Raw genomic sequence first — 13,294 nt, forward strand, 5'->3', positions numbered from 1 at the left:
GTCGGCACCGCTGGCCGCGCTGGCCCTGTACACGGCCCTCGCCTGGCTGCTCCCCGGGTCGGCGGTCGCAATCGCCACCTGGCAGGCCGGCGCGGCCGGCGGTGCCGACGTGCAGGGCATGCTGGTGCGCCTGCGCGAGGGCGCGCCGCCGGGCCACAGCCGCTGGCTGCTGTGGCAGAACGTGCTGCACCTCATCGCCGAGCGGCCCTGGACGGGCTGGGGCTGGGAGCGGCTGAGCCTGGCGCACTACCTGGCCGACTATCCCGGCCCGCGCTTCGTCGAGATCCTGGACAACGCCCACAACCTGCCGCTGCACCTGGCGGTGGAACTGGGCCTTCCCGCGGCGGTGCTGATCTGCGGCGGCTTCCTGGCGTTGGTGCTCGCGGCCCGGCCCTGGCGCGAGCGCGATCCGCTGCGCCTCATGGGCTGGGCGCTGCTGGGGGTGCTGCTGCTGCACAGCCTGCTGGAATACCCGCTCTGGTACGGCCCCTTCCAGCTGGTGTTCGGCGTGTGCCTGGGCCTGCTGTGGCCGGCGCGGCGGCCGTGCCGGTCCGCCGGCCACCGATCCGGCACCGCAGCACCGGGGCACGCCGGCGCGAGTTCGTCGCCCACGCCGTTCGCGCTGGCCGCGGCGGCGGCCATCCTCGTCGGCACCGGCTACGCTGGCTGGCACTATGTCCGCGTCAGCCAGGCCTACCTGCCCGCGGCCCAGCGGCTGCCGGGCTGGCAGGACGCGCCGCTGGCCCGACTGGACGGCAGCGACTGGCTCTTCGCCCGGCAGGCGCGCTTCGCCGCGCTGGCGCTCACGCCCCTCAGGCCCGAGACGGCCGAGCAGGTGCATGCCCTGGCGACCGCCTCCCTGGCCTTCTCGCCCGAGCCGCGCGTGGTGCTCAAGCTGATCGACAGCGCCCGGCTGCTGGGCCGCGAGGCCGAGGTGCGGCAGCACGTCGAGCGGCTGCGCCAGGTCTATCCCAAGGCTTACCTGAAATGGCTGGCCGGCCAGCCGCCCGCCTAGGCCCGTACGCGGCCCGGGCGGTGGGCAGCAAGTGACCGCGGCGCGCCACGGCCAGCAGGCTGCCCGCAGTTCGCACCTGCACCACGGCGCGCCGAGCCCCCGACCCGGCAGCGCCCGCCGGCGCCAAGGGACAATCGCCGGATGACCAAACATCGGATCGTCGTCGGCCTCTCCGGCGGCGTGGACTCGGCCGTGACGGCGCACCTGCTCAAGCAGCAGGGCCACGAGGTCATCGGCATCTTCATGAAGAACTGGGAAGACGACGACGACAGCGAATACTGCTCGTCCAACGTCGATTTCGTGGACGCGGCCAGCGTGGCCGACGTGCTGGGCATCGAGATCGAGCACGTCAACTTCGCCGCCGACTACAAGGACCGCGTGTTCGCCGAATTCCTGCGCGAATACCAGGCCGGCCGCACGCCCAACCCCGACGTGCTGTGCAACGCCGAGATCAAGTTCAAGGCCTTCCTCGACCACGCCATGCGCCTGGGCGCCGAGAAGATCGCCACCGGCCACTACGCCCGCGTGCGCGCCGTCGATGCCGCCACCGGCCAGCCCTTCGCCGCCGGCGAGTCGGTGCCAGCCTCCGCGCGCTACGAGCTTCTCAAGGGCCTGGACCCGGCCAAGGACCAGAGCTACTTCCTGCACCGCCTCAACCAGGCACAGCTGTCGAAGGCGCTGTTCCCCGTGGGCGAGCTGCACAAGACGCAGGTGCGCCAGATCGCCACCGACATCGGCCTGCCCGTGGCCGCCAAGAAGGATTCGACCGGCATCTGCTTCATCGGCGAGCGGCCCTTCCGCGACTTCCTCAACCGCTACATCAGCAAGGCGCCGGGCCCAATCAAGGACGAGCGCGGCCGCAGGCTGGGCGAGCACCACGGCCTGTCCTTCTACACGCTGGGCCAGCGCCAGGGCCTGGGCATCGGCGGCGTCAAGGACAGGGGCGCGCAGCGCGGCGGCGGCGAGCATGCGCCGTGGTTCGTGGCCCGCAAGGACGTGGCGGCCAACACGCTGTGGGTGGTGCAGGGCCACGACCATCCCTGGTTGCAGTCGCGCGCCCTGCTGGCGGCCGACGCCAGCTGGGTGGCCGGCCCGCCGCCCGCCGCCGGCGGCTATGGCAGCAAGACGCGCTACCGCCAGGCCGATGCGCCGGCGCAGTTCGCCGACCGCGGCGAGGGCCGCTTCCAGCTGGTGTTTCCGCAGCCGCAGTGGGCCGTCACGCCGGGCCAGTCGGCCGTGCTGTACGACGGCGAGGTCTGCCTGGGCGGCGGCGTGATCGACGCCGCGGAGGGCGTGGCCTGATGCCGCGCATCCACTGCGCCACGCCGCTCGCCCCCGGCGCCCAGCTGGGCCTGCCGCCGGGCGCCGCCCGCCATGTGCAGGTGCTGCGGCTGCAGCCCGGCGACACGCTCACGCTCTTCGACGGCCGCGGCGGCGAGTTCGGGGCCACGGTGACGCGCATGGGCCGCAGCGACGTCGACGTGCAGGTGGGCGCCCGGCTCGACGCCGAGCGCGAGGCCGACATCGCCGTGCACCTGGCCGTCGGCATGCCCGCCAACGACCGCATGGACTGGCTGGTCGAGAAAGCCACCGAGCTGGGCGTCGCCAGCATCCAGCCGCTGCAGACCGCGCACGGCGTGCTGCGCCTGGCCGGCGAGCGCGCGCAGAAGAAGCAGGACCACTGGCAGGCCGTGGCCGTCGCCGCCTGCGAGCAGTGCGGCCGCAACCGCGTGCCGCCGGTCCACCCGGTGCGCGACCTCGGTGCCTGGCTGGACGGCCTGGGCGACGACGCGCCGGCCGCCCGCCATGTGCTCGGCTTCGGCGATGCGGCGCAGCCGCTGGGCGGCGCGGCGCCGGCGGGCGGCAGCGCGCTCTTCCTCAGCGGCCCCGAGGGCGGGCTCAACCCGCAGGAGGAAGCGCGTGCGCGCGCCCGTGGCTTCATGCTGACCACGCTGGGCCCGCGCATCCTGCGGGCCGAGACGGCGCCGCTGGCGGCGCTGATGCACCTGCTGGCCGTGGCGGGCTGAGCCCGCCTCACCGGCCAGGCGGCGGTGCCCCCTCCGCTTCCTCGGCCACCTGCCCGTCCAGCCATTCGCAGAAGGCCTTGACCGCCGGATCGTCCGCCCGGTGCGGCGCCACGAACAGGCTGTAGCCGCGCGGTCCGTCGGCCTCGAAGGGATGCGCCAGGCACAGCTCGCCGCTGGCCAGCTCGCGCGCCACGCCGTAGCGCGGCAGCAGGCCCACGCCGAGGTCGGCGCGCACGGCCTCCAGCACCATCGAGAACAGGTCGAAGCGGTGGCCCACCAGAGGGTTGGGCGGCCGGTCCGCGATGCCCGCCTGCGCGAACCAGGCCTCCCACGCGCCCAGGCGCGAACTGAGCTGCAGCAGCGGCAGTTCCCGGAAGTGGCCCTGCGCCGCTGCCGCGCGCCAGCGCGACCGGGGCGCGCACACCGCGACCACCCGCTCGCCGCGCAAGGGACGCACCGCCGCGCCCGGCCAGCTCGCATCGTCGTATTGCAGGCCGACGTCGTAGTGCGGCTCCTCCATGTAGACCTGCGTGGGAAACACCTGCAGATGCACGCTGCACGCCGGCTGCTGCGCCAGAAAGCCGGGCAACCGCGGCAGCAGCCAGCGCTCGGCCAGCACGGGCACGGCACCCACCAGCAGGCGCACGCCATCCGGCCGCTGCGCCATGGCCTCGATGGTGTGGTTCTCCAGCCGCAGCAGATCGCCGGCCACCTGGGCGTGGTAGCGGCGGCCCGCCTCGGTCAGCGTGGTGCCACGGGCGCCGCGCTGCACCAGGCGCACGCCCAACTGCTGCTCCAGGAGCCGCAATTGCTGGCTCACGGCGCTGTGCGTCAGGCACAGCTCCTCGGCCGCCTTGACCACGCCGTGGCAACGGGCGACGGCATCGAACACGAGCAGGGCGCGGGTGCTGGGCAGATGGCGAGGCATGTTAGGAAATCCGACGGTGCGGCGGATTAAATCAGAGACAGCCACGCAGCCAGACGCCAGAATTTCCGCCGGCCTGTGGCTTGGCGTCAGCTGGATGACAGCTGATGCGTACCGCAGAACCTTTCCTGCACCTTTCCCTCGCCTACCTCCTCATTCATGACGCGTCCCTCTTCGCCCCGGCCTTCCGCGCCCCGCCTCCCCGCGCTCGCCCCGCTGCTTGCCCTGTCGCTGGCGCTGGCCGGCGCGTCGCCGGCCGGGGCCCAGTCCTTCAGCGCCGTTGCGCCCACGCCCGCCCAGGTGCGGCCGGCGGTGGACCAGGCCTACACCCAGCTGTTGGCGGCGCCGCAGATCCAGGCGCTGATGGAGGCCGTCAAGGCCGACCATGCCCGATCGATCGACGACCTCAGGATGCTTACCGAGATCGAGGCGCCGCCCTTCAAGGAGCGCCCGCGCGCCGAGGCCTTCCTGGCCCGCATGAAGGCGCTCGGCCTGGCCGACGCCCGCATCGACAGCGAAGGCAACGTGGTCGGCCTGCGCAAGGGCACCGGCCAGGGGCCCAAGCTGCTGGTCTCGGCGCACCTGGACACCGTCTTTCCCGCCGGCACCGACGTCAAGGTCAAGGAGCGCGACGGCCGCCTGTATGCACCGGGCATCTCCGACGACACGCGCGGCCTGGCCGTGCTGCTGTCCTGGCTCAAGGTGCTCAACGACCAGAACGTCCAGACCGTCGGCGACCTGCTCTTCGTGGGCAACGTCGGCGAGGAAGAACTGGGCAACCTGCGCGGCATGAAGCACATCTTTGCCGAGCACCGCGACATCGACGGCATGGTCGGCCTGGAGCCGGCGCCGGACGGTTCGGTGCTGATCCTGGGCACCGCCAGCCACCGCTACGAGGTCAGCTTCAAGGGCCCGGGCGGCCACAGCTACGGCGCCTTCGGCCAGGTGCCCAGCGCCATCCACGGCATGGGCCGCGCCATCGCCAAGATCGCCGAGGTGCGCACGCCGACCTTCCCCAAGACCACCTTCACCGTGGGCACGGTGGGCGGCGGCACCTCGGTCAACACCATCGCGCCGGATGCGCGCATGGCGGTGGACATCCGCTCGGACCAGATGGAATCGCTGCTGGCCACCGAGAAGAAGATCCTGGCCGCCATCGACGAAGCCGTGGTCGAGGAGAACAAGCGCTGGAACGTCGAAACGCTCACCGTGCAGACCAAGCTCATCGGCGACCGGCCGGGCGGCCGCACGCCGTCGGATTCGGTGATCGTGGAAGCGGCCACGCGCGCCAACGCCTCCTTCGGCCACAAGACGCTGCTGTCCGGCGCCAGCACCGATGCCAACGTGCCGATGGCGCTGGGCATTCCGGCCATCATCGTGGGCGGTGGCGGCAAGACGGGCGGCTTCCACGCGCTGAGCGAGTGGATCGACCTGACGGACGGCTGGAAGGGCGCGCAGAACTCGCTGGCGACGGTGCTGGGGCTGGTCGGCGTGCAGGGCGTGACCCAGCCGCTGCTGGAAAAGCGCCCGCCGCGTGCACCCTGAAAACGCAAACTTCAGTGTCCAGACAGTGACTTATTCACGGCTTCGCGGAAAAAACGAAACCGTGGCACACGCGGCGCAGCGTCTGCCCGAACAATCGCAGCCTCGTACTTCTTTTTTCTTCATTTCGCAGGGAAATCGCCATGGGTCTGCTCGATTCCGTCCTCGGTCAGGTGCTCAACAGCGGCGCAGCCGCGCCGCATGCCTCGGGCAGCGACCCGGCCGCCATCTTCGGCAGCCTGCTCCAGGAAAGCGGCGGCCTCGGCGGCCTGGTGCAGAAGCTGCAGCAGGCCGGCCTGGGCGATGCGGTGGGCTCGTGGATCAGCACCGGCCAGAACCAGCCGGTGTCGCCCGACCAGGTGCAGGGCGCGCTGGGGCAGGACGTGATCGGTGCCGTGGCCCAGAAGCTGGGCCTGAACGTGCAGACGCTGCTGCCGCTGCTGGCCACGCTGCTGCCGGTGCTGATCGACCGGCTGACGCCGCATGGGCGGCTGCCCGACCAGGAGCCCTCGCTAGGGGGCGGCGCGGGCACGGGCGGGCTGGGCGATCTGCTGGGCGCGCTCGGCCCGCTGCTGGGCAAGCGCTGAGCGGCGCTTCGGCGCAGCAGCACGCCTGGCCGCGACGCCGTGGGCCGGCGCGGCGGGCCAGGCGCGGCCGGACTTCGCCGGCCGCCGTAGCTCCTCAGTCCGCCTGAGCGGCCACGGCCTGCGACGCCGGCATCGCCGCGATCACCTGCGCCACCGCGGCCGTGAGCCGCTTGGCGTAGGGCACGTGCAGGAACTCGTTCGGCCCGTGCGCGTTGCTTTTGGGTCCCAGCACGCCGCAGACCATCATCTGCGCCTTCGGAAAGCCGGCGCTCAGCATGTTCATCAGCGGGATGGTGCCGCCCTGGCCGATGTAGCCGCAGGGCGCGCCGAAATGCGCCTGGCTGGCCGCGTCGAGCGCGCCCTGGAACCAGGGCACCACCGCGGGCGCGTTCCAGCCGGTGGCGCCGCCGCCGGACTCGAAGGTCACCCTGGCCTGGTAGGGCGCGTTGTCCTCGAGCAGCGCCTTCAGCTCCTGCACCGCCTGCGCCGCCTCCACCAGCGGCGGCAGGCGCAGCGACAGCTTGAAGGCCGTGTAGGGCCGCAGCACGTTGCCCGCGTCCTTCAGCGCCGGAAAGCCGTCGGCCCCGGTCACCGACAGGGTCGGCCGCCAGGTGCGGTTGAGCAGTGCCTCGACCGGGTCGGTGGTGGTGGGCAGCGCGAAGGCGGTGGCGCCGCCGCAGTCGTAATGCGCCCACGGGAAGCGCTTGTAGACCTCCTCGCCCAGGATGGCGGCCGTGGCCTGCGCCTGCGCGAGCCGGTCGGCCGGCACCTCGCAATGGAAGCTGGCGGGCAGCAGCCGGCCGGTCTTGCTGTCCTCCAGCCGGTCCAGCACCTGCCGCATGATGCGGAAGCTCGACGGCACCAGGCCCGAGGCATCGCCGGAGTGCACGCCCTCGGTGAGGATCTCCACCTTCAGCGTGCCGCTGGCCATGCCGCGCAGCGAGGTGGTGAGCCACAGCTGGTCGTAGTTGCCGGCGCCCGAATCCAGGCAGACCACCAGCGCCACCTCGCCCAGGCGGCTGCGCAGCGCGTCCACGTAGGGCAGCAGGTCGTAGGAGCCCGATTCCTCGCAGGTCTCGATCAGGCCGACGATGCGCGGATGGGCCACGCCCTGCGCCTTGAGCGCCTGGATGGCGGCGACGCTGGCGTAGATCGCGTAGCCGTCGTCGGCGCCGCCGCGGCCGTAGAGCAGGCCGTCTTCGTATTTGGGCGTCCAGGGGCCGAGGTCGCGGCGCCAGCCGGTGAACTCGGGCTGCTTGTCCAGGTGGCCGTACATCAGCACGGTCTCGCTCATCGCCGTGCCGCTGGCGGGCAGCTCGAAGAAGAGCACGGGGGTGCGGCCTTCGAGGCGCACGATCTCCAGCCTGAGGCCCTCGACCTTCTGCGCCTCGACCCAGGCGGCGGCATTGCGCAGCACCGTCTCCAGGTAGCCGTGCGCCACCCAGTCCGGGTCGAAGCCCGGCGACTTGGCCGGGATGGCGATGTAGTCGCTGAGCTGGCGCACGATGTCGCCGTCCCAGCGGGCGGTGACGTCGGCCAGGGCGCGCTCGGTGTCGAGCAGGCCGGCGGGGATCTCTTTGTGCAGGGGGGCGTTCATCGGCAGTTCTCCGTGGGGGCGCAGGGCCGGGCAAGCGGACCATTTTGCGCCGGGATGGGCCCCGGCGTAGAGTCCGCAGGCCGCATCACCCCTGCACGCCCATGCCCAAGAAATCCGCGCCCGCCGCCGCCGACCTGCCCGCCCCGCCGCAGACACCCGTGCGCGTCGGCATCGGCGGCTGGACCTTCGAGCCCTGGCGCGGCAGCTTCTACCCGCCCGGCCTGCCGCATGCGCAGGAACTGGCGCACGCCAGCCGGCGCCTGACGGCGATCGAGGTCAACGGCACCTTCTACAGCACCTTCAAGCCCGACACCTTCCGCAAGTGGCGGGCGGCCACGCCCGAGGGCTTCGTCTTCTCGCTCAAGGCGCACCGCGTGACCACGCACCGGCGCGAACTGGCGAAGGCGGGCGATGCGGTGCAGCGCTTCATCGGCAGCGGCATCGCCGAACTGGGCGACCGCCTGGGCCCCATCGTCTGGCAGTTCATGCCCACGCATGCCTTCGACCCGGCGGACTTCGGCGCCTTTCTCGAACTGCTGCCACCCAAGGTGGACGGCCTCGCGCTGCAGCATGTGATGGAGGTGCGGCATCCCAGCTTCATCGACCCGGCCTACCTGGCGCTGGCCGAGCGCCACGGCGCCGCGACCGTCTTCACCGACAGCCCGAAGTTCCCCTCCTTCGAGACGCCGCAGGGCCCCATCGTCTACGCGCGGCTGATGGATGCGCAGCCGCGCTTCGTCAGCGGCTATGCGCCGGCCGCGCTGGATGCGCTGGCTGCCCAGGCGCGCGGCTGGGTCGCCGGGCGGCCCACCTACGTCTTCTTCATCAACGGCCACAAAGAAAAAGCCCCCGCCGCGGCGGAGGCTCTTCTGAAGCGATTGGCCGGCACGTCGGCGCCGGCGCCCGGCTGAACGCCGGGGCGGCGGCGCTCAGACCGCCAGCGTGGAGGACGACGGCCTGGACTCGCTCGACGCGCCGGTGCCCACGCTGATCTCGCCGGAGAGCTGGCCACCCTCCTCGATCACGATCTTGCCATAGCGGATCTTGCCCGAGACCTTGCCGGTGGCATGGATCACCAGCTTCTGGCGCACCGTCAGGTTGCCGTCGAACACGCCGCGGATCTCGGCGATGTCGATCTCGGCCGAGCCCTTGAAGGCGCCCTGCTCGGCGATCTGGATGACGCGCGAATCCATGGTCGCCTCGACCGTGCCCTCGACCACGAGCGTGTCGCAGTCGGTGATCTCCACGCCCTTGAGCTTGATGTTGGGACCCACGGTCAGCTTGCTGCCCGCCTCCTGGGCAGGGGCCGGCGCCACGGCGGGCGCGGCGGACAGCGCAGCGCCGCCCACGGGATGGCCCGAGAGCGTGCTGCCGCCCATCAGGGGTGCGGGACGCGAAGTCAGGCTGTCGTTGCTGTCGCGGTCACGTTTGCCGAAGAAGGGGGATTGCGAAGCCAAAGGGAGATCTCCTTGCGAAAGCGCCAATGGTAGACAGCGCATTCTGCATCTTGGCACTTCTTTACGAAAGATCGGTAACAACACGCCGCGCCCCCCCGTGGCGGAACGAATGCCGATCCGGCGTCAGAATCCGCCGTCGCACCGTGAAGCGCCAAACACGCACCGGCGCCGCCGGCGCACCCATCGATCCGCATGCCCCAACACCACCCTGCCTCCTGTCCCGACACGCACGGCGACGACATCCCCGGCATGTTCGACGACCGCGCCGCCGATGCCCGCTTCGGCAAGCCGCAGGCCGGCTGGCGGCGGGCGCTGTTCACCGTCATCTTCGAGTCCGAGACGCGAGGCGGCCGGCTGTTTGACCTGCTGCTCATCGCAGCCATCCTGGTGAGCGTGGGCGTGGTGATGGCCGAGAGCGTGGTGCCGCTGCGCGCGCGTTTCGGGCCCTGGCTGCATGGGGCGGAATGGGTGTTCACCGTCCTGTTCACGCTCGAATACCTGGGGCGGCTGGCCTGCGTGCAGCGGCCGCTGCGCTACGCGTTGAGCTTCTATGGCGTGATCGACCTGCTGGCGTTGCTGCCCACCTACCTGGTGGCCCTGGAGCCCTCGCTGGGCGCGCTGATCGACGTGCGCGTCCTGCGGCTCTTGCGAGTGTTCCGCATCTTCAAGCTGTCGCGCTACACGCACGAGTACCGCACGCTCGCCCTGGCACTGGCCGCCAGCGGCCGCAAGATCACCGTGTTCCTGGGCTTCGTCATGCTGCTGGTGCTGGTGTCCGGCACGCTGATGTACGTGGTCGAAGGGCCGCCGCATGGCTTCACCAGCATTCCGACAAGCATGTACTGGGCGGTCTCGACCATGACGACCGTCGGTTTCGGCGACCTGGTGCCGCGCACCGACCTGGGCCGGCTGATCGCCTCGGCCATGATGCTCACCGGCTGGGGCGTGCTGGCCGTGCCCACCGGCATCGTCACGGCCGAGATGGGCGCGCAGCGCCGGCTGGAACTGCTGCGCGCCGAGGCGGGCGCCCCGTCGCACTGCACCGCCTGCGGCGCTGTCGGGCATGCCGACGACGCGCGCTACTGCCGCCGCTGCGGGGCCGCGCTGCCCGCGGGCGCGACCGCTGCGGCGCCGGTCAGTCCCGCTCGAACTTGAACACCGCGGTGGCCGCGCGCAGGTTGGGCAGCGCCCGCACCACGCGGCCGGCCTGCAGGCCGAAGGCGTCGAGCACGCGCAGGCGGTTCTTGCGGGCCAGCGCGTCGAAGTCGCGGAAGGTGCCGACGCGGATGTTGGGCGTGTCGTACCACTGGTAGGGCAGCCGCCGCGTCACCGGCATGCGGCCCTGCAGGATGCTCAGCCGGTTGGGCCAGTGCGCGAAGTTGGGAAAGGCGACGATGCCGATGCGGCCCACGCGCGCCGTCTCGCGCAGCATGACCTCGGCGTTGCGCAGGTGCTGCAGCGTGTCGATCTGCAGCACCACGTCGAAGCTCGCGTCCTCGAACATCGACAGGCCCTCGTCCAGGTTCAGCTGGATCACGTCCACGCCGCGGCGCACGCAATGCAGCACGTTGCCGTCGGCGATCTCCACGCCGTAGCCGGTGCAGCCGCGTTCGCGCTGCAGGCGCTCCAGCAGCGCGCCGTCGCCGCAGCCCAGGTCGAGCACGCGCGCGCCTTCGGGCACCAGGCGCAGGATGCTGTCGTTGATGTCGTGCGTGCTGCTCATGCCAGCTCCTTGGCGATGCCGTCGAACCAGGCGCGCACCACGCCCATGTAGCGGGTGTCGTCCAGCAGGAAGGCGTCGTGGCCGTGCGGGGCGTCGATCTCCGCGTAGCTGACGCTGCGCCGGTTGTCGAGCAGCGCCTTGACCAGCTCGCGGCTGCGCGCGGGCGAGAAGCGCCAGTCGGTGGTGAAGCTCACCAGCAGGAACTTGGCCGTCGCCCGCTCGAAGGCCGCGCGCAGGCTGCCGCCGTAGGCCGCCGCGGGGTCGAAGTAGTCGAGCGCGCGGGTGATCAGCAAATAGGTGTTGGCGTCGAAATACTCGCTGAACTTGTCGCCCTGGTGGCGCAGGTAGCTCTCGATCTGGAACTCCACCTCCTGCGTGGTGTAGCGCACCTGCAGGCCCTCGCGCAGCTGGCGGCCGAACTTGGTGTTCATCACGTCGTCGCTGAGGTAGGTGATGTGGCCGATCATGCGGGCGATGGTCAGGCCGCGTTTCGGCACCACGCCGTGGTCGTAGAAGTGGCCGCCGTGGAAGTCGGGGTCGGTCACGATGGCGCGCCGGGCCACCTCGTTGAAGGCGATGTTCTCGGCATTGAGGTTGGGCGCGCTGGCGATCACCGCCGCATGGCGCACGCGCTCGGGGTATTGCAGCGTCCACGACAGCGCCTGCATGCCGCCCAGACTGCCACCCATCACGGCGGCCAGGGTGCCGATGCCGAGCGCGTCGAGCAGCCGGGCCTGGGCGTCCACCCAGTCCTCCACCGTCACCACCGGAAAGTCCGCGCCCCAGGGCCGGCCGGTGGCGGGGTTGGTGTGCATCGGCCCGGTCGAGCCGAAGCAGGAGCCCAGGTTGTTGATGCCGATGACGAAGAAGCGGTCGGTGTCCAGCGGCTTGCCGGGGCCGATCATGTTGTCCCACCAGCCCTGCGACTTCGGCTGGCCGGCGTACTGGCCCGCGACGTGGTGCGAGGCATTGAGCGCGTGGCACACCAACACCGCGTTGCTGCGGTCGGCGTTGAGCGTGCCGTAGGTCTCGTAGGCCAGCGCATAGTCGGCGATGGCGCTGCCGCTGCGCAGGGGCAGCGGCTCGGCGAAGGACATGGACTGCGGTGTGACGTCGAAGGACATGGCGAAAAAGAAAACCCGGCCTCGCCAAAAACGAGCCGGGTTGCGGGCATCCGTCTTTAGCTGCATTTATCAAGCGCCCGCAAGCTGGAGCAAATCGGCGCTGGTCGAAAGTATAGGCCGGGCGGCACCCTGGCCGCCCGGCAAGGACAAGCCTCAGGCACCCCAGCCGATGAGGGCGGCGACGCCGAGCACCAGGAAGATCACGGCCGAGATGCTGTGAACCAGCTTGATGGGCACCTTGCGCACGATGCGCTCGCCCAGCCACACCACCGGCGCGTTGGCCAGCATCATGCCGAGCGTCGTGCCGATCACCACCCACAGGTAGTCGTGGGTGAAGCGCGCGGCCAGCATCACGGTGGCGATCTGGGTCTTGTCGCCCATCTCGGCCAGGAAGAAGGCCACCAGCGTGGTGCCGAAGACGCCGAATTTGGAGATGCTCTTGGGCGCATCGTCCTCGTCGAGCTTGTCCGGGATCAGCATCCAGATCGCCATGGCGATGAAGGAGATGCCGAGGATCCACCGCAGCACGTTCGGCCCCAGCACGCCGGTGACCCAGGCACCGACGGCACCGGCCAGCGCATGATTGACCACCGTGGCCGCGAAGATGCCCAGCACGATGGGCCAGGGCTTGCGGAAGCGGGCCGCCAGGACGAGGGAAAGGAGTTGGGTCTTGTCACCCATTTCGGCCAGCGCGACGATGCCGGTGGCCACCAGAAAGGCTTCCATGAAGGGATGTGGGGTTGGGACGGCCGAAGGACACGATCGACCACGCAGCGCCTCCGGCCTTGTTCCCGAAGCTGCGTGGTCAATGGTCTCGCCAGGTCTTCTACTGTGTACGCCATGTTCCGCGTGGGACGCGATACAAGTCTGTTGACGCACACCCTTCTCGCATTCGGAAGGCGGCTACTCCCCAAAGACAGCGGGCATTCTAGCCCCACGATGCGGCGGCGCAGCAAAAATGCTGTACGCACGCCTTGGCGCGCCTGCTTGTAGGACTTTTTGCGCCGGCGGCGTCAGCGTGGGCAACGCTCTGTTCTTTATGCTGCGGGAGCGCTTCCGTACGCCCGCGAGGCCCGCTCTGGAGACGCTTTCGCCCGGTTCATGACCTTGTTGCAATTCAAGGGAAATTCCTGCCCCCGACCCAAACAAATCCCCCATAATGGCTGGACCTTCGGCCCGGAAAGCCGCAGGCCATTGGGTGATCGGTCAGTTTCGCCAGCCCCGTTCGGCATCGTGCCGCGGGTCTTGCGCCCGGGACTCCATCGCTGCTTTTCTTCGTGTTTTACAGGAGTCCCAT

13 protein-coding genes and 1 riboswitch are annotated in these 13,294 nt (G+C 70.7%); of the genes, 7 read left to right on the top strand and 6 right to left on the bottom strand.

All coding sequences use genetic code 11. The features are described 5' to 3' along the window. The 3 genes from NS331_RS12445 to NS331_RS12455 all read left to right on the top strand — a co-directional run. The coding region (locus NS331_RS12445) for a PglL family O-oligosaccharyltransferase (RefSeq protein ID WP_193758098.1) at window positions 1-1,015 on the top strand (1,015 nt) is incomplete at its 5' end. Between the two features lie 141 nt (window positions 1,016-1,156). Further along, a complete protein-coding gene (gene mnmA / locus NS331_RS12450; RefSeq protein WP_058642309.1) occupies window positions 1,157-2,317 on the top strand; it encodes a tRNA 2-thiouridine(34) synthase MnmA in 1,161 nt (386 codons plus the stop codon). Further along, window positions 2,317-3,042, top strand: coding sequence for a 16S rRNA (uracil(1498)-N(3))-methyltransferase (locus tag NS331_RS12455; protein ID WP_058642310.1), 726 nt, complete (start codon window positions 2,317-2,319; stop codon window positions 3,040-3,042). The genes mnmA and NS331_RS12455 overlap by 1 nt, the downstream gene beginning before the upstream one ends. Window positions 3,043-3,049: 7 nt before the next feature. Here NS331_RS12455 and NS331_RS12460 read toward each other — a convergent pair whose 3' ends face one another. Further along, entirely contained in the window at window positions 3,050-3,970 is a 921-nt protein-coding gene (locus NS331_RS12460; RefSeq protein ID WP_058642311.1) for a LysR substrate-binding domain-containing protein, read from the bottom strand. A gap of 156 nt (window positions 3,971-4,126) precedes the next feature. On the opposite strand from NS331_RS12460, the gene NS331_RS12465 reads away from it, so the two are divergent. Both NS331_RS12465 and NS331_RS12470 read left to right on the top strand, forming a co-directional pair. Next, window positions 4,127-5,512, top strand: a complete 1,386-nt coding sequence (locus tag NS331_RS12465) for a M20/M25/M40 family metallo-hydrolase (protein ID WP_058642312.1) — start codon at window positions 4,127-4,129, stop codon at window positions 5,510-5,512. A gap of 140 nt (window positions 5,513-5,652) precedes the next feature. Beyond that, on the top strand, window positions 5,653-6,096 hold the full coding sequence (locus tag NS331_RS12470; protein WP_058642313.1) for a YidB family protein: 444 nt from the start codon (window positions 5,653-5,655) through the stop codon (window positions 6,094-6,096). Between the two features lie 94 nt (window positions 6,097-6,190). Here the strand turns inward: NS331_RS12470 and NS331_RS12475 are convergent, their stop codons facing one another. Further along, window positions 6,191-7,693 carry a M20 family metallopeptidase gene (locus tag NS331_RS12475; RefSeq protein WP_058642314.1) on the bottom strand — a complete coding sequence of 501 codons (1,503 nt, stop codon included), beginning with the start codon at window positions 7,691-7,693 and terminating at the stop codon, window positions 6,191-6,193. Between the two features lie 101 nt (window positions 7,694-7,794). Between NS331_RS12475 and NS331_RS12480 the strand changes: the two genes are divergently transcribed. Continuing rightward, window positions 7,795-8,604, top strand: a complete 810-nt coding sequence (locus NS331_RS12480) for a DUF72 domain-containing protein (protein ID WP_058642315.1) — start codon at window positions 7,795-7,797, stop codon at window positions 8,602-8,604. 18 nt (window positions 8,605-8,622) lie between these two features. Here the strand turns inward: NS331_RS12480 and NS331_RS12485 are convergent, their stop codons facing one another. Then, entirely contained in the window at window positions 8,623-9,150 is a 528-nt protein-coding gene (locus NS331_RS12485) for a bactofilin family protein (protein WP_058642316.1), read from the bottom strand. A 192-nt stretch (window positions 9,151-9,342) separates the two neighbouring features. On the opposite strand from NS331_RS12485, the gene NS331_RS12490 reads away from it, so the two are divergent. Beyond that, entirely contained in the window at window positions 9,343-10,305 is a 963-nt protein-coding gene (locus NS331_RS12490; protein ID WP_440589384.1) for an ion transporter, read from the top strand. Here NS331_RS12490 and metW read toward each other — a convergent pair. The 3 genes from metW to NS331_RS12505 form a co-directional block, all read right to left on the bottom strand. Next, complete coding sequence (gene metW, locus NS331_RS12495) at window positions 10,286-10,873, bottom strand: methionine biosynthesis protein MetW (protein ID WP_058642317.1); 588 nt, start codon at window positions 10,871-10,873, stop codon at window positions 10,286-10,288. The two genes, NS331_RS12490 and metW, sit on opposite strands and share 20 nt — an antisense overlap. Beyond that, window positions 10,870-11,997: a homoserine O-succinyltransferase MetX gene (gene metX / locus NS331_RS12500; RefSeq protein ID WP_058642318.1), complete on the bottom strand. Its 1,128-nt coding sequence runs from the start codon at window positions 11,995-11,997 to the stop codon at window positions 10,870-10,872. Before metX ends, metW begins: the two co-directional genes overlap by 4 nt. 153 nt (window positions 11,998-12,150) lie before the next feature. Continuing rightward, window positions 12,151-12,723: a TMEM165/GDT1 family protein gene (locus NS331_RS12505; protein WP_058642319.1), complete on the bottom strand. Its 573-nt coding sequence runs from the start codon at window positions 12,721-12,723 to the stop codon at window positions 12,151-12,153. 18 nt (window positions 12,724-12,741) lie between these two features. Further along, window positions 12,742-12,921, bottom strand: a riboswitch (yybP-ykoY riboswitch). Window positions 12,922-13,294 lie beyond the last annotated feature (373 nt).

Source organism: Pseudacidovorax intermedius, assembly GCF_001476815.1.
Taxonomy (GTDB): Bacteria; Pseudomonadota; Gammaproteobacteria; order Burkholderiales; family Burkholderiaceae_C; genus Xenophilus; species Xenophilus intermedius_A.

Excerpts from the sequence above, each read along its gene's own strand:
- mnmA (WP_058642309.1), top strand. The coding sequence starts at position 1,157 with ATGACCAAACATCGGATCGTCGTCGGCCTCTCCGGCGGCGTGGACTCG.
- NS331_RS12455 (WP_058642310.1), top strand. The coding sequence starts at position 2,317 with ATGCCGCGCATCCACTGCGCCACGCCGCTCGCCCCCGGCGCCCAGCTG.
- NS331_RS12460 (WP_058642311.1), bottom strand. The coding sequence starts at position 3,970 with ATGCCTCGCCATCTGCCCAGCACCCGCGCCCTGCTCGTGTTCGATGCC.
- NS331_RS12465 (WP_058642312.1), top strand. The coding sequence starts at position 4,127 with ATGACGCGTCCCTCTTCGCCCCGGCCTTCCGCGCCCCGCCTCCCCGCG.
- NS331_RS12470 (WP_058642313.1), top strand. The coding sequence starts at position 5,653 with ATGGGTCTGCTCGATTCCGTCCTCGGTCAGGTGCTCAACAGCGGCGCA.
- NS331_RS12475 (WP_058642314.1), bottom strand. The coding sequence starts at position 7,693 with ATGAACGCCCCCCTGCACAAAGAGATCCCCGCCGGCCTGCTCGACACC.
- NS331_RS12480 (WP_058642315.1), top strand. The coding sequence starts at position 7,795 with ATGCCCAAGAAATCCGCGCCCGCCGCCGCCGACCTGCCCGCCCCGCCG.
- NS331_RS12490 (WP_440589384.1), top strand. The coding sequence starts at position 9,343 with ATGCCCCAACACCACCCTGCCTCCTGTCCCGACACGCACGGCGACGAC.
- metW (WP_058642317.1), bottom strand. The coding sequence starts at position 10,873 with ATGAGCAGCACGCACGACATCAACGACAGCATCCTGCGCCTGGTGCCC.
- metX (WP_058642318.1), bottom strand. The coding sequence starts at position 11,997 with ATGTCCTTCGACGTCACACCGCAGTCCATGTCCTTCGCCGAGCCGCTG.
- NS331_RS12505 (WP_058642319.1), bottom strand. The coding sequence starts at position 12,723 with ATGGAAGCCTTTCTGGTGGCCACCGGCATCGTCGCGCTGGCCGAAATG.